Source organism: Burkholderia sp. IT-111MI5, assembly GCF_949752865.1.
GTDB classification, from domain to species: domain Bacteria; phylum Pseudomonadota; class Gammaproteobacteria; order Burkholderiales; family Burkholderiaceae; genus Burkholderia; species Burkholderia pyrrocinia_C.
Genome location: NZ_CATKIF010000007.1, coordinates 141,205 through 156,022, shown reverse-complemented (window position 1 = coordinate 156,022; position 14,818 = coordinate 141,205). Strand labels below are relative to the sequence as shown.

Here is a 14,818-nt window from a genome sequence, read left to right as displayed (position 1 = left end):
GAAACGGGCGCCGACGGCGCCCGTTTTCATTGCGATCCGCACTCGATCAAGCGTCGTCGGCATCGGCGCCGTCCGCGCCGTCCGAACCGAGCAAGCCGGCCGCCGTATCGCCCGGCAACGCCTCGACCTGCTTCAGCTTGCGGCTCATCACGCGCGTACGCTGCTCGGCGGACTCGATCGAGCGCGTGACCGTTTCGAGCTGCGCCTTCGTGCGCGCGAGCACGTCGCCGAACTTGCCGAACTCCGTCTTCACCGCGCCGAGCACTTGCCATACTTCGCTCGAGCGCTGCTCGATCGCGAGCGTACGGAACCCCATCTGCAGGCTGTTCAGCAACGCGGTGAGCGTCGTCGGCCCCGCGACCGTCACGCGGTAGTCGCGCTGCAGCAGGTCGGTCAGCCCCGGGCGGCGCAGAATTTCCGCATAAAGCCCTTCGGTCGGCAGGAACAGCAGCGCGAAATCGGTCGTGTGCGGCGGCGCGACATACTTCTCGGCGATCGTGCGCGCTTCCAGCCGCACGCGCGCTTCAAGCGCACGCGCCGCTTCCTCGACCGCCGCCGCATCGGCGCGCTCCTGGGCGTCGATCAGCCGCTCATAGTCTTCGCGCGGGAATTTCGCGTCGATCGGCAGCCACACGGGCGGTGCGTCGCGCGTGCCCGCATCGCGGCCCGGCAGCCGGATCGCGAACTCGACGCGCTCGGTGCTCTTCGGCACCGTCGCGACGTTCTTCGCGTACTGGTCGGGCGTCAGCATCTGTTCGAGCAGCGCCTCGAGCTGCACCTCGCCCCAGGTGCCGCGCGTCTTCACGTTGGTCAGCACCTTTTTCAGATCGCCGACGCCGGCCGCGAGCGTCTGCATCTCGCCGAGCCCGCGATGGACCTGCTCGAGCCGGTCCGACACGAGCTTGAACGATTCGCCGAGCCGCTGTTCGAGCGTCGCGTGCAGTTTCTCGTCGACGGTGCGGCGCATCTCCTCGAGCTTCGCCGCGTTGTTCGTCTCGATTTCCTTCAGCCGCTGTTCGAGCGTCGCGCGCACTTCGCCGATCCGGCGATCGTTCGCTTCGGTCAGTTGCGTGAGCTGCCGGTTCAACGTATCGCCGAACAACCTGAGCGCGGCCGTCTGCTCCTCGCGCGCCTGCTGCGCCTGACGCTGCACGCTCTCGCGCATCGCGTCGAACTGCTGTGCATTGCCGGCGACGAGCTTGCCGAGCTGCTGAGCGAAACCCTCGATCTGGTTGTTCTGCACGGTCGCCACGCTCGTCAATTGCGCGGCGAGCGTCTGCTGAAGCTGCGAGAAACTGCCGGCCAGCTCGGTGCGCGAACCGCGCGCGTTCTCGACGATCTCGCCGCGCAATTCGCGTTCGAGCCGCTCGACCGCGCGCGCCTGCGCATGCGCGGCATCCTCGATCTGGTCGCCGAGCACCGCCGCATCGTCGTGGCGGCCGCCGCCGCGCACGATCGCGACGATCGCCACCGCGAGCGCGACGGCCAGCACGACGACCGCCGCAAGCAACAACGTCATCGTCATGCGCGCGGCTTCCCGATCACGTCAGGGTTGATCGGATTCGGCGGCTGTCCCGCGCGCGGCCCCTCGCCCAGTGCGGCGATCAGGTTGTCGGCGGCGAGGTTCGCCATCGCACGGCGCGTCTTTTCGGTCGCGCTCGCGATATGCGGCGTCAACACGACGTTCGGCACCTCGAGCAGCGCCGGATGCACGGCCGGTTCGCCTTCGTATACGTCGAGGCCGGCCGCGGCGATCGTCCCGTCGCGCAGCGCGACGGCCAGCGCCGCGTCGTCGACGATCCCGCCGCGCGCGATGTTGGTCAGCGTCGCGGTGGGCTTCATCTTCGCGAGTTCGGCCGCGCCGATCGTGTGATGGTTTTCCTTCGTGTACGGCAGCACGAGCACGACGTGATCGGCGCGCGCGAGCAGCGCATCCTTCGATACGTATTCGGCGTTCAGCTCGGCCTCGATCTCGGGCGCGACCCGCGACCGGTTGTGATAGATCACCTGCATCCCAAAACCGCGCGCGCGGCGCGCGAGCGCCTGGCCGATGCGGCCCATCCCGATGACGCCGAGCGTCGAGCCGTAAATGTCGGTGCCGAGGAACCCGTCGTACGCCCACTTCTGCCAGTGACCGGCGCGCAGCCAGTGTTCGGATTCGGCGATCCGGCGCGCGGCGGCCATCATCAGCGCCCAGCCGAAATCGGCGGTCGACTCGTTCAGCACGTCCGGCGTGTTGGTGCCGAGCACGTTCGCCGCGTTGAACGCGGCCATGTCGAAGTTGTTGTAGCCGACCGCCATGTTCGACACGACACGCAGGCGCGGCGCCGCCGCGAGCGCCGCCGCGCCGACCGGATCGCCGGCCGTCAGCGCGCCGTCCTTGTCGGCCAGACGCGCGGCGAGCGCATCGGGTGCGAGCGCGTCGCCGTCGTTCCAGTCGACTTCGAAATACTGCTTGAGGCGTTCGATCACGTCCGGAAAGATCGGACGCGCGACCAGAATCTTCTGCATCGCCATCTCCGTATGCCGCGGGCCGATCGCGGCGCGCATCGCGCCGCCGGGACTGCCCGCGCTTGGTTGAAAGTTGTCAGGTTACGCCGGGAAGAAAATCAGCGACGTCAGCAGGAACACGGGCACCAGGATCACGAGCGCCCAGCCGAGGTACGCGAAGAAGCTCGGCATCTTCACGCCGCGCGACTCCGCGATCGCCTTCACCATGAAGTTCGGCGCGTTGCCGATATAGCTGTTCGCGCCCATGAACACCGCGCCCGCGGAGATCGCGGCGAGCGTCGACGCGCCCGTCGTCATCAACGTCTGCGCATCGCCGCCCGCGAGATTGAAGAACACCAGATAGGTCGGCGCATTGTCGAGGAACGACGAAAGCAGGCCCGTCGCCCAGAAATACATCGCGTCGATCGGCTTGCCGTCCGGCCCCGTGACGAGATGGACGATCTGCGCGAACGCGCCGTCCGCGCCCGCGCGCAGGATCACGATCACCGGCGCGATCGTCACGAAGATTCCCGCGAACAGCTTCGCGACCTCCTCGATCGGCGCCCAGTTGAACGCGTTGCCTTCACGCGCGGAACGCGGCGTCAGCGCGAGCGACGCGAGCGTCACGACCACCAGCGCGACGTCGCGCGCGAGGTTCTGCAGCGCGACGTGCGTGCCCCACACGTCGAACGCGATGTCCGGCTTCCAGATGCCGCTCATCAGCACGAGCGCGACCACGGCCGCGAGCAGCACGAAGTTGATCTTGCCGTCGATCGACAGCGCCGCGCCGTCGGGCGTCGGGTCGAGCGCGGCCGGCCGCTCCTCGCCGCCCTTCCGGTAGAAATACGTGTCGAGCACGAAGAACAGCGCCAGCAGCACGACGCAGATGAACAGCATCGGCAGCGCGAGATGGGTCGTCGTCCAGAAGAAGCTCACGCCGTTCAGGAAACCGAGGAACAGCGGCGGATCGCCGAGCGGCGACAGCGAGCCGCCCGCGTTCGCGACGAGGAAGATGAAGAAAATCACGACGTGCACGACATGCTTGCGGTTGTCATTCGCGCGCAGCAGCGGCCGGATCAGCAGCATCGCGGCGCCGGTCGTGCCCATCACGCTCGCGAGCAGCGTGCCGAGCGCGAGGATCGCGGTGTTCAGCTTCGGCGATCCGTGCAGGTTGCCGTTCACGCAGATGCCGCCTGCCACCGTATAGAGTGCGGTGAGCAGCACGATGAACGGAATGTATTCCTCGAGCAGCGCATGCACGAGCGTGCCGAACGCGGTGCCCGCGCCGAACGCGAACGCGAACGGGATCAGGAATACGACCGCCCACCCGGCCGCAATCTTGCCGAAGTGGTGATGCCAGAACACCGGGGCAACGAGCGGGAACAGTGCGATGGACAGCAGGATCCCGGCAAACGGGATGCCCCAGGGTGCGGACAGCGTGGCACCGTCGAGCGTTGCGGCCGATGCAAGCGCGGGAACGGCGCCAAGCGCGACTCCCGACGCCATGCCCGCCCAGGCGGCATGTCGTTTCATGCAGAACTTCCTTGTTCGAGTGATTGTGGATGCGGCGGGCGCGTCATGCGCCCCGGACGACGATCGCATGCACGCGATACGGGCCGTGCGCGCCCAGTACGATGGTCTGCTCGATGTCGCCCGTGCGCGACGGGCCCGATACGAAATTGACCGCGCGCGGCAACTCGCCGCGCTCCGCACGGATCAGCGCGAACGCGTCTTCATGGCCGGCGACGATCCGCGACGCGGGCACGATCGCGATGTGCGTCTCCGGCAGCAGGCCGGCCGATGCATAGGTATCGGGACCGGACAGCAGCACCAGCGAACCCGTTTCGGCGGTCGCGCAAAAGCAGCCCGTAAGGCCGACGAGATCGCCGTCGCGCGGCTTGCGGCACTCGACCGACAGGCCTGCGCCGGCCCAGTCGAGATCGGCCAGCGTGCGCCATGCGACGGCCTGCGTCGGCAGGCCGTGAGCGGAAAGATAGCGGGCAGCGGCGGCCGGTGCGTCGGCGAGCGTCGCGACTTCGTCGACCGTCGTCGACAGGCGTGCCGCTTCGTCGACGAATGCGGCGACGAGATCGGCCGGCATCGGCGGGCGCGGGCCCTGCGGATGGCGGGCGAGATAATCGGCGACGCCGTCGCGCTCCGCTGCATCGGGCTCGGCCGCGCGCCCCTGCGCCGCGCGAATGCGCGCGAGGATCTGGCGACGGGCAGCAGAAGTGTCCATGAACGGTCCTCGTGACGTTGGCGTGCAATACGTCGGATTATACCGGCCGCCCCTGCCGCCACGCACCTTCGACCGAACGGCCGACGCTCACTTCGACGCGTCTTCCTCGACCGGCTGCGCGATGCCGAACACCTGGCGCAGGTACGCGAGATAGGCCTTGTCGTCGCACATGCTCTTGCCCGGCGAATCCGACAGCTTCGCGACCGGCTGGCCATTGCAGCGCACCATCTTGATCACGATCTGCAGCGGCACGTAGCCGAGGTCGTTGGTGAGGTTCGTGCCGACGCCGAACGCGAGCTTGCAGCGGCCGCGGAACCGTTCGTACAACTGCATGACCTTCGGGATGTCGAGCGCGTCCGAGAACACGAGCACCTTCGTGCGCGGGTCGCACCGGTTCGCCTCGTAATGGCGCAGCATCCGCTCGCCCCAGTCGAACGGATCGCCCGAATCGTGGCGCGCGCCGTCGAACAGCTTGCAGAAATACATGTCGAAGTCGTTCAGGAACGCATCCATCCCGTACACGTCCGACAGCGCGATCCCGAGGTCGCCTCGATATTCCTTCGCCCACATCTCGAAGCCGTAGATCTGCGAGTCGCGCAGCCGCGGGCCGAGCGCCTGGCACGCCTGCAGGTACTCGTGAGCCATCGTGCCGAGCGGCGTAATGTCGTGCTTCATCGCGTACAGCACGTTGCTCGTGCCCGCGAACTGCGGGCCGAGGCCGTCGCGCAGCGTGAGCGCGACTTCCTCGTGCCAGACCTTCGAGAAGCGCCGGCGCGTGCCGTAGTCGGCGATCTTGCAGTCGGCGAACTCGGGCTTCGCGCCGAGCAGCTTGATCTTCTCGCGCAGCCGCTCGCGGCCTTCGCGATAGTCGGGCTCGCGCTGCGTGTTGCGGAAATAGACTTCGTTGACGATCGCGAGCACCGGGATCTCGAACAGGATCGTATGCAGCCACGGCCCCTTGATCTCGATGTCGATCTCGCCGTTGCCCTTCGGCGAAGGCGTGATCGAGATGTACTTCTCGTTCAGGTGGAACAGCGCGAGGAAGTCGACGAAATCGCTCTTGATGAATCGCATCCGCCGCAGGTAGTCGAGTTCGACGTCGGAAAAACGCAGCGAGCACAGGCCGCGCACCTCGTCGCGGATCTCGTCGATGTACGGCACGAGATCGACGCCTTGCGTGCGGCACTTGAAACGGTATTCGACGTTTGCCGCCGGGAAGTGATGCAGGACGACCTGCATCATCGTGAACTTGTAGAGATCCGTGTCGAGCAGCGAAGTGATGATCATGATTTGCGGCACCGCCAATATCGTGACAGGGCCCCGGCGCACAGCGCGCCGCCCGGTCTGTCGGCCATGTTACCCGAATGCGGGCCCGACCATCGCGAAACCGCCTGCCGCCCCGCTCCGTCGCGCCGACGCCCGTATCCGGGTTCCTCTTTGCGCGCCCCTCGGCGGGCCCCATAAACTAATCACGAAACGATATAAGCCGGAAAGCCGACCACGCCATGCGGGTTTTGCGCTTCAGTTACAATGCCGCTTTTGGCGCCAACGCCACCCCATATATACCGCCAAGCAGGAGCGTTTTAATGACTCACGTTGTGACCGAAGGCTGCATCAAGTGCAAATACACGGACTGCGTGGATGTGTGCCCGGTGGATTGCTTCCGTGAAGGTCCCAACTTTCTCGCCATCGATCCGGACGAGTGCATCGACTGCGCCGTGTGCGTTGCCGAGTGCCCGACCAATGCGATCTATGCCGAAGAAGACGTTCCGGGCGACCAGCAGCAGTTCACCGAGCTGAATGCCGAGCTGGCAAAGGGCTGGCCGTCGATCACGAAGACCAAGCCGGCACCGGCCGACGCGGACGAGTGGAAGGACGTGCAGGACAAGCTGCACCTGCTCGAGCGCTGATCGCACGGCGGCCGCAGAAATTTTTTGTGCGCTGCGGCCCAAAAGTATTGACAGGTTAGCCGACACTCCATACAATCTCGTTTCTCTGCTGTTTGTTCCCCGATAGCTCAGTCGGTAGAGCGCCGGACTGTTAATCCGTAGGTCCCTGGTTCGAGCCCAGGTCGGGGAGCCAAAAACGCAAAGGCCCGTTGAAGGTGAACGGGTTTTTTGTTGGTGACGCAAACGCAGATGTACCGATTTATTCCCCGATAGCTCAGTCGGTAGAGCGCCGGACTGTTAATCCGTAGGTCCCTGGTTCGAGCCCAGGTCGGGGAGCCAGACAGCGAAAGGCCCGTCATTCGACGGGCCTTTTGTTTTTCCGGCCGCCCTTTCGCGTTTTCGTGGCCCGGTCCCGCGCATGCTAGAGTCTCTGTCCCGCATTCGCATCCGGTTCCGTCGATGAAGCACCGCCTCCTGCGCGCCGCACCCTTCGCCCTCCTGCTCTCCGCATTCGCCGCCGCGCCGCTCGCGCACGCGGAGGAAGTCGGCAGCGTCAACACCCATTTCCGCGTAACGGGCTCCGACCGCGTCGTCGTCGAGGCGTACGACGATCCGGTCGTGAACGGCGTGACCTGCTACGTGTCGCGCGCCCGCACGGGCGGCATCAAGGGCACGCTCGGCGTCGCCGAGGATCCGAGCGAGGCATCGATCGCGTGCCGGCAGGTCGGCCCGATCAGCTTCAAGGAACCGCTCAAGCAGCAGACCGACGTGTTCAGCGAACGCATGTCGTTCATTTTCAAGACGCTGCACGTCGTGCGCGTGGTCGACAGGAAGCGCAACACGATCGTCTACCTGACCTACAGTGACCGCATCGTCAGCGGCAGCCCGAAGAACGCCGTCACCGCGGTGCCGATGCCGGCCGGCACGACGATTCCGGTCAAGTAAGGCCCGCACCTGGCGGGCGCGCGAGCGATACACTGTCGGTTCGACCGCTCCCGCGCCCGATCATGTCCGCCACCCGCCTTCCAGACTCCGCACGCTACTGGCGCACGCCGCTGCTGCCGGACACGGATCTGGTCACGGCCACCTATCGCGACCACACGTTCGCGCCCCACTGGCACGACGCGTACACGATCCCCGTGATTCTCGAAGGTGCGGAACGCTTCACCTATCGCGGCAGCGGCCATGTCGCCGAAACGGGTACCGTGCCCGTGATCAATCCCGGCGAGGTGCATACGGGCTCGCGCGCGGCGGACGAAGGCTGGTGCTATCGCGTCAGCTACATGCCGATCGAATTCATCCGCGAACTCACGAGCGCGATCGCCGGCCGCCCGCAGGACGCACCGTGGTTTGCCCCCGACGTGATTCGCGACACCGACCTCGCGGCCCGGCTCGCGCTGGCGCACCGGATGATGGAAGCCGGCAGCGAGCGCGCGCTGTCGTCCCATGCGCACGGGCCGCCGGCCGACGATCCGGCGGCCGGCGATCCGGCCTCCGGCGCACCGCGCATCTATGATCCGCTCGCCGCCGAAACGGCGATGCTCGACGCGCTGTCGACGCTGATCGTGCGCCACGCCGACGCGCAGCCGCGACCGGCGCCGCTCGCACCGGACGAACCGCGCGTCGACGCGATGCGCGAGCGGCTCGCCGCCGATCTCACGTGCACGGTGACGCTGGACGAAGTCGCGCAGGCGGCCGGCCTGTCGCCGTTCCACGCGGCGCGCCTGTTCACGCGTACGACCGGCATGCCGCCGCATGCCTGGCGCAACCAGCTGCGATTGCAGCGCGCGCTGGCACCGCTGCGGGCAGGCGTGCCCGTCGCCGACGTCGCGGCGGCCAGCGGCTTCGTCGACCAGAGCCACTTCACGCGGCATTTCAAACGGATGTTCGGCGTGCCGCCCGGGCGCTGGCAGGCGAGCTGACACGCGGCTTCCCGCATCCGGCCGCTCGTTTGCCGCCGCGCCGGCAAACGCCCGGGCAGCCAACCCGCCCGCGACCGCAAGAACATACAAGCCGGCAAACCACCGGCCCGCTATCCTCCAACGCATGGAGGAGCGCGCTTTGAACCCGACACCCGCATCACCCCCACGCCGCCCGCTCAACGAATGGCTCGACGGCGCGCGCGACACGATCCCGATGATGATCGGCGCGGCGCCGTTCGGCGTGATTTTCGGCACGCTCGTCGGCGGCGGCCCGCTCGCCGCGTGGCACGGCGTGCTGATGTCGCTCGCCGTGTTCGCAGGCTCCGCGCAGTTCATCGCGCTCGGCCTGATCGCGGGCAGCGCGAGCTTCGTCGTCGTACTCGCGACGACGCTGATCGTGAACCTGCGCCACCTGCTGTACAGCGCGACGCTCGCGCCCTATGTCGCGCACCTGCCGCTGCGCTGGCGCGCCACGCTCGGCGCGCTGATGACCGACGAAGTGTTCGCGGTCGCCTATGGGCACTACCGACACTTCCCGCCCGGCACGATCGGCCCCCACTACTTTTTCGGCTCCGGGCTCGCGATGTACCTGAACTGGCAGGTCTGGACGCTCGCGGGCATCGGCTTCGGCGCGGCATTCCCGGGCCTGCAGTCGCTCGGCCTCGATTTCGCGATGGCGGCGACCTTCATCGCGATCGTCGTCCCGCAGCTCGGCACGCTGCGCTATTTCGCGGCGGCCGCGACGGCCGGCACGCTCGCGTACTTCTGGCAGGGCTGGCCGTACAAGCTCGGGCTGCTCGGCGCGGTTGCCGCCGGCGTCGCGATCGGCGTCGCGCTGACACTGCGGCACGAGCGCTCGCGCGCACGATCACGCACGGAGGCCGCATCGTGAGCTACGCGCTGCTGATCCTCGGGATGGCCGTCATCACCTACGCAATCCGCACGACGCTGTTCCTGTTCGGCGAGCGGCTGACCTTTCCGCCGCTCGTGCGGACCGCGCTCGGCTTCGTGCCCGTCACCGTGCTGACCGCGATCATCGTGCCGATGACCGTCTCGCCCCATGGCGGCACGGCCGAACTGACCTGGCGCAATCCGCAGCTCGTCGGCGCGCTCGCCGCCGTGCTCGTGTCGGCGGCGACCCGTCGCCCGCTCGTGACGATCGCGGCGGGCCTCGCGGTGTTCTTTTTCTGGCAAGGGATCGTGCTGCCGCACTGGCTGCCCGCCTGAGCGGACACTCCACCACGCGCGCTCAAGTTTCCGCGCGGCGCGCCGATATAGGAAGTGAAAACCCGCCACCGGCCTCGGCGCGCACCGGTCAGTCGACGCTGCGCCCGCACCGGTGCGCCGTGCCGACCGCCGGCCTGCGCGGGCCGCCATCGAGACGATTCATGGGCCAGATCACCCTTTCCCTCAAGGACGACACGCTCGAGTCCCTGCGCAAGGACTACGACGCGTTCGTCCGCGTGTCGCTGAAACTCGACCCGCAGTTCGCGACGCCGTCGTTCGAGGATTTCCTGCGCGCGAAGCTGCTCGACAACATGGTTCCGCTGACCGAGCACGCGGTGCAGCGGATGCTGCAGGGCGGCCAGTACGCGTGGGCCAAGCGCACGCTCGACAAGGAATTTCCGGACGTCGTCGCGATCCTGATGCGGCAGGCCGCCGAATTCGGCTTCGGCTTCGCGTCACGCTCCGAATGGACGCCCGACGAGCTCGCGAAGGCGTGCCGCGACTGGGCGAAGGCGATCGTCGCCGAGGCGCAGGGCGACCCGGCGCAAATCGACCCGCTCGCGTCGCAGATCAAGGGCGCGGCTCAGGACATCCAGGCGCTCGAGGAACTGATGCAGACGCCCGCATGGCGGCTCGCGGAATCGCTGCGGCAACGGGTTTACGAAGCCAAGCTCGCATGCGAGATGAGCGTCGGCAGCACCGCGCGCGACAAGCTCGGCGAACTGCGCGGGTTGCTGCGGCTCGGGCTCGCACATGGCTCGTTCCAGAAACAGGAAGCGCAGCAGATCATGGAATACCTGCGGCTGCTGAAACCGGAGATCTTCGTCGAAGAGCCGTACGACGTCTTCGCGCGGCTCGCCGCGTGGCTGCGCAGCGTATTCACGCCGGCTGCCGCGCGCCCCGTGCAGGGACAAGGCCAAGGACAGCGTCGGCCGTAACCGCGCGCCCGCGCTGCCGAAAGCATGAACACATGAAAACGGCCCGGTTCGCGCGAAGCGAACCGGGCCGCCGGACGGCCGCCGTCGCGACGCGCCGTCCAGGGCGAGCGTCGCGCGGCGCCAGGCACCGCTTATTGCGTGGCGCCCTGGGCCGCTGCACCGCCCTCCGCGCCGACCGATGCACCGCCTTCGGTCGCTTCGCCAGCCTTCGCCTTGGCCGAGCCGACATGGCTCTTGGCCGACTTCGCGGCGTGCTTCGTGTGCTTCTTGGCCGAGTGGACGGCCGACGACGCCGTATCCTTCGCGCCGTCGGCTGCTGCGCCGACCGCATCGGTCGCGCCGCCGACCGCATTGCCCGACGCGTTCGCGCCGGCGCTGCCCTGCACGCCCGCGCCGACACCCGCCGCCGGGGTCTGCGCCTGCACGCCGGCACCTGCCGCGCCCTGCGCCGCCGTGCCCGTCTGGGCAAACGCGGCCGAAGTGGCGAACGCCGTCAGCGCGGCACCGATCAGCATCGTACGAATCTTGGACATGACAATCCTCCTCAAGAAGTTGTGGGCGCGAACCGCAGCGATGCGGTCCGTCGCGTCCCCCGCCGCAACACGCAGCAGGTACGACAAAAGACCCGCGGCCCGCACGGCAGGTTCTCGAATCTCTCAGACTGTTACCCACCGTTTCATTTGCTGACGAATCGCTCACAGTCCTTAACAACTGCGTGCCGCGACCACCCGCGCTCGCACGCCGGCCCGCGGTGCCGTATGATGCGAGGCGATTCCTTCCGCGCATTGCGCACCTTCTTCGTCATGCCCAACCTGGATTTCACGCTGACCGGCGAATACGTCGAGCTGCACAACCTTCTGAAGATCACCGGCCTCGCGGACAGCGGCGGCACCGCGAAGCTGATCGTCGCGTCCGGCGCGGTGAAAGTCGACGGCGCGGTCGAGCTTCGCAAGACCTGCAAGATCCGCGCGGGCCAGGTCGTGCTGCTCGGCGACACGCGCATCGCGGTGCGCGAAGCCTAGCGCCTGTTCCCCCTGTCCGCGACATGGCCATCGGCGCGCGCGTTCGACACCGTACGAATAAAGCCGTAAGCTAGCCGTCTCTCAAAATAAATACAGACAGCGCGGGCCCGCACCCGCGCGAGCGCCCATTCCATGTCGCATTCCGGTCTCACGCGGACGGCCGCCGCGCCGCCGTCCCTGTCCAGTCACGCCGCCGATACCGCGCGCCTCGCCGCACCACTCGCGATCGCGCAACTTTCACAGATGGCGATGAGCGTCACCGACACGGTGCTGCTCGGTTCGCTCGGCCCCGATTCGCTCGCGGCCGGCGGTCTCGGCGCGAACTTCTTCTTCGTCATCGTCACCATTCTGCAAGGCGTGCTGTCGTCGGTCAGCGTGAGCGTCGCGCATGCGCGCGGCGCCCAGGCCGAGGACCGCGTGCCGCACATCTACTGGACCGGGTTCGCGCTGTCCGTGCTGCTCGCGATTCCGGCGATCGTCGCGCTGTCGCTGGCCGAACCGATCCTGCTGATGTTCCACGAGCCACCGCTGCTCGCGCATCACGTCGGCGAATACACGGGCATCCTGCGCTTCGCGGCGCTCGGCAGCCTGATCGGCGTCGGGCTGATGCGCGCGTTCCTGCCGGCGATCGGCGCCGCGCGGCGGCTGCTGTGGGTGTCGATCGGCGGCGTCGGCGTCAACGGCGTGCTGAACTACGGGCTGATTCACGGCGCATTCGGACTGCCGCGCCTCGGCTTTCTCGGCTCCGCGGTCGCGACGACGATCACGATCTGGCTCTCCGCGCTCGCGCTGATCTGGCTGCTGCACGGCCGGCAGCGCTTCCGCCATTTCGTGACCGCAGCACGCCCGAAGCTGCCCGTGATGGGCGAGCTGATCGGCATCGGCTGGCCCGTCGCGATCACGTACGGGGTCGAATCGACGCTGTTCCTCGGCACCGGCCTCACGGTCGGCGTGCTCGGCGCGACGTCGCTGGCCGCGCACCAGATCGCGCTGAACGTCGCGTCGGTGTCGTTCATGGTGCCGCTCGCGATCGGCCAGGCCGCCAACGTCCGGGTCGGCTACTGGGTCGGCGCGGGCTCGCCCGTCGCCGCGCGGCATGCGGGCTTCGTCGCGCTCGCGCTCGGCGTCGCGTTCATGTCGCTGTCGGGCATCGTGATGATCGTCGCGCCGCACACGATCGTCGGCCTGTATCTTCATCTCGACGACCCGGCCAATGCGGCCACGGTGTCGCTCGCGGCGTCGCTGCTCGGCATCGCCGCCGTGTTCCAGATCGTCGACGGAATGCAGACCGTCGCGTCGGGCGCGCTGCGCGGCCTGAAGGACACGCGCATCCCGATGCTCGCCGCGACCTTCGGCTACTGGGGCATCGGCTTCCCGACCGGCTACTGGTTCGCGTTCCATGCGGGCCTCGGCGCGCGCGGCCTGTGGTGGGGGCTCGCGGCCGGCCTCGCGAGCGTCGCGGCGCTGATGGCATGGCGCTTTCATCTGAAGACCGCGTCGCTCATCGCGGCGCGGCATTGAGCGCGACACGACACGAAATCGCGGCCGACGCTATGCTTGTCGGCTGAAGGCCCGAAGTCCCGAAGACGCCGCGCGAGCGGCGCGACTGCCTCACGATACGCCCGACGCCGCGCATTGCGCGGCCTTTCCCCTTTCCAAGAGGAGTGCATCATGAACGAAGCAGTTCGGATGGAACGCGACACGTTCGGCGAGATCGCCGTGCCGGCCGACCGGCTCTGGGGCGCGCAGACCGAGCGCTCGCTGCAGAATTTCCGGATCTCGACCGAGAAGCAGTCGCCCGAGCTGATCCACGCGCTGGCGATCGTCAAGCGTGCCGCGGCGGCCGTGAACCAGTCGCTCGGCGTGCTGGCCGACGACAAGGCGCGCGCGATCATCGACGCGGCCGACGAGATCATCGCCGGCAAGCATCCGCGCGAATTCCCGCTCGCGGTCTGGCAGACGGGCTCCGGCACGCAGACCAACATGAACCTCAACGAGGTGATCGCGAATCGCGCGAGCGAGCTGATGGGCGGCGAGCGCGGCGAAGCGCGCAAGGTTCATCCGAACGACGACGTGAACCGCGGCCAGTCGTCGAACGACGTGTTCCCGACCGCGATGCACGTCGCGGCCGCGTACGCGATCGTCAATCACCTGCTGCCGGCGCTGCGCACGCTGCGCACGACGCTCGACGCAAAATCGAAGGCGTTTGCCGACATCGTGAAGATCGGCCGCACGCACCTGCAGGACGCGACACCGCTCACGCTCGGCCAGGAGTTTTCCGGCTATGTCGCGCAGCTCGACCAGGGCATCCGTCACGTCGAATCGGCGCTGCCGCACCTGTACGAACTCGCGCTCGGCGGCACCGCGGTCGGCACCGGGCTGAACGCGCATCCGGAGTTCGCGGTGCGCGTCGCCGACGAAATCGGCCGGCTGGCGAAGCTGCCGTTCGTGACGGCGCCGAGCAAGTTCGAGGTGATGGCGGCGGCCGACGCGCTGGTGTTCGCGCACGGCGCGCTGAAGACCGTCGCGGCCGGCCTGATGAAGATCGCGAACGACGTCCGCTGGCTCGCGAGCGGGCCGCGCTGCGGGCTCGGCGAGCTGTCGATTCCGGAGAACGAGCCGGGCAGCTCGATCATGCCGGGCAAGGTGAACCCGACGCAGTCGGAGGCCGTGACGATGCTGTGCTGCCAGGTGTTCGGCAACGACGTCGCGGTCAACGTCGGCGGCGCGAGCGGCAATTTCGAGCTGAACGTGTTCCGGCCGATGATCGCGCACAACGTGCTGCAATCGGTGCGGCTGCTCGCCGACGGCGCGCGGAGCTTCAACGACCACTGCGCGGTGGGCATCGAGCCGAATCGCGCGCGCATCGACCTGCTGCTGAACGAATCGCTGATGCTCGTGACGGCGCTCAATCCGCATATCGGCTACGACAAGTCCGCGCAGATCGCGAAGAAGGCGCACAAGGAAGGCACGACGCTGAAGGCCGCCGCGCTCGCACTCGGCTATCTGACCGAGGCGGAATTCGATGCGTGGGTGCGTCCCGAGCAGATGATCGGGTCGCGGTAACGGCGGAACGACGGGCGCGGCGCAA

General features: G+C 67.8%; 15 protein-coding genes and 2 tRNA genes. 11 read left to right on the top strand and 6 right to left on the bottom strand.

Translation table 11 applies throughout. The features are described from left to right. Positions 1–46 precede the first annotated feature (46 nt). The 5 genes from rmuC to pncB all read right to left on the bottom strand — a co-directional run bounded on the left by rmuC (position 47) and on the right by pncB (position 6,016). Positions 47–1,525, bottom strand: coding sequence for a DNA recombination protein RmuC (gene rmuC, locus ACM6JT_RS06465; protein ID WP_034183080.1), 1,479 nt, complete (start codon positions 1,523–1,525; stop codon positions 47–49). Then, a complete protein-coding gene (locus ACM6JT_RS06460) occupies positions 1,522–2,511 on the bottom strand; it encodes a 2-hydroxyacid dehydrogenase (protein WP_414856129.1) in 990 nt (329 codons plus the stop codon). The genes rmuC and ACM6JT_RS06460 overlap by 4 nt, the downstream gene beginning before the upstream one ends. Positions 2,512–2,592: 81 nt before the next feature. Then, positions 2,593–4,023, bottom strand: a complete 1,431-nt coding sequence (locus ACM6JT_RS06455; RefSeq protein ID WP_414856128.1) for a sodium:proton antiporter — start codon at positions 4,021–4,023, stop codon at positions 2,593–2,595. A 43-nt stretch (positions 4,024–4,066) separates the two neighbouring features. Further along, positions 4,067–4,729: a LutC/YkgG family protein gene (locus ACM6JT_RS06450; RefSeq protein WP_105393600.1), complete on the bottom strand. Its 663-nt coding sequence runs from the start codon at positions 4,727–4,729 to the stop codon at positions 4,067–4,069. Positions 4,730–4,816: 87 nt separating this feature from the next. Then, complete coding sequence (pncB, locus tag ACM6JT_RS06445; protein ID WP_034183077.1) at positions 4,817–6,016, bottom strand: nicotinate phosphoribosyltransferase; 1,200 nt, start codon at positions 6,014–6,016, stop codon at positions 4,817–4,819. A gap of 299 nt (positions 6,017–6,315) precedes the next feature. Between pncB and fdxA the strand changes: the two genes are divergently transcribed. From fdxA to ACM6JT_RS06405, 8 genes are all read left to right on the top strand, one after another. Further along, positions 6,316–6,639 (top strand): ferredoxin FdxA, encoded by a 324-nt coding sequence (gene fdxA / locus ACM6JT_RS06440; protein WP_034183076.1) that lies wholly within the window; start codon positions 6,316–6,318, stop codon positions 6,637–6,639. 96 nt (positions 6,640–6,735) lie between these two features. Further along, positions 6,736–6,811 (top strand) — tRNA-Asn (locus ACM6JT_RS06435). 70 nt (positions 6,812–6,881) lie between these two features. After that, positions 6,882–6,957: transfer RNA gene (locus ACM6JT_RS06430), tRNA-Asn, on the top strand. A gap of 120 nt (positions 6,958–7,077) precedes the next feature. Then, entirely contained in the window at positions 7,078–7,563 is a 486-nt protein-coding gene (locus tag ACM6JT_RS06425) for a CreA family protein (protein WP_105393601.1), read from the top strand. Between the two features lie 62 nt (positions 7,564–7,625). Then, positions 7,626–8,540: an AraC family transcriptional regulator gene (locus tag ACM6JT_RS06420; protein ID WP_414856127.1), complete on the top strand. Its 915-nt coding sequence runs from the start codon at positions 7,626–7,628 to the stop codon at positions 8,538–8,540. A gap of 124 nt (positions 8,541–8,664) precedes the next feature. Then, entirely contained in the window at positions 8,665–9,432 is a 768-nt protein-coding gene (locus ACM6JT_RS06415) for an AzlC family ABC transporter permease (RefSeq protein ID WP_243565314.1), read from the top strand. Then, entirely contained in the window at positions 9,429–9,767 is a 339-nt protein-coding gene (locus tag ACM6JT_RS06410; RefSeq protein ID WP_034183072.1) for an AzlD domain-containing protein, read from the top strand. The genes ACM6JT_RS06415 and ACM6JT_RS06410 overlap by 4 nt, the downstream gene beginning before the upstream one ends. Positions 9,768–9,928: 161 nt before the next feature. Continuing rightward, the gene (locus ACM6JT_RS06405; protein WP_034183071.1) at positions 9,929–10,705 is read left to right on the top strand and encodes a DUF4088 family protein; all 777 of its coding nucleotides are present in this window, start codon (positions 9,929–9,931) and stop codon (positions 10,703–10,705) included. Positions 10,706–10,836: 131 nt separating this feature from the next. Here the strand turns inward: ACM6JT_RS06405 and ACM6JT_RS06400 are convergent, their stop codons facing one another. Beyond that, positions 10,837–11,238: a hypothetical protein gene (locus ACM6JT_RS06400; RefSeq protein WP_034183070.1), complete on the bottom strand. Its 402-nt coding sequence runs from the start codon at positions 11,236–11,238 to the stop codon at positions 10,837–10,839. 270 nt (positions 11,239–11,508) lie between these two features. On the opposite strand from ACM6JT_RS06400, the gene ACM6JT_RS06395 reads away from it, so the two are divergent. From ACM6JT_RS06395 to fumC, 3 genes are all read left to right on the top strand, one after another. Then, positions 11,509–11,727: an RNA-binding S4 domain-containing protein gene (locus ACM6JT_RS06395; RefSeq protein WP_006486208.1), complete on the top strand. Its 219-nt coding sequence runs from the start codon at positions 11,509–11,511 to the stop codon at positions 11,725–11,727. Between the two features lie 132 nt (positions 11,728–11,859). Next, the gene (norM, locus tag ACM6JT_RS06390) at positions 11,860–13,248 is read left to right on the top strand and encodes a multidrug efflux MATE transporter NorM (RefSeq protein ID WP_131948077.1); all 1,389 of its coding nucleotides are present in this window, start codon (positions 11,860–11,862) and stop codon (positions 13,246–13,248) included. A gap of 150 nt (positions 13,249–13,398) precedes the next feature. Continuing rightward, on the top strand, positions 13,399–14,793 hold the full coding sequence (fumC, locus tag ACM6JT_RS06385; RefSeq protein ID WP_131948078.1) for a class II fumarate hydratase: 1,395 nt from the start codon (positions 13,399–13,401) through the stop codon (positions 14,791–14,793). Positions 14,794–14,818 lie beyond the last annotated feature (25 nt).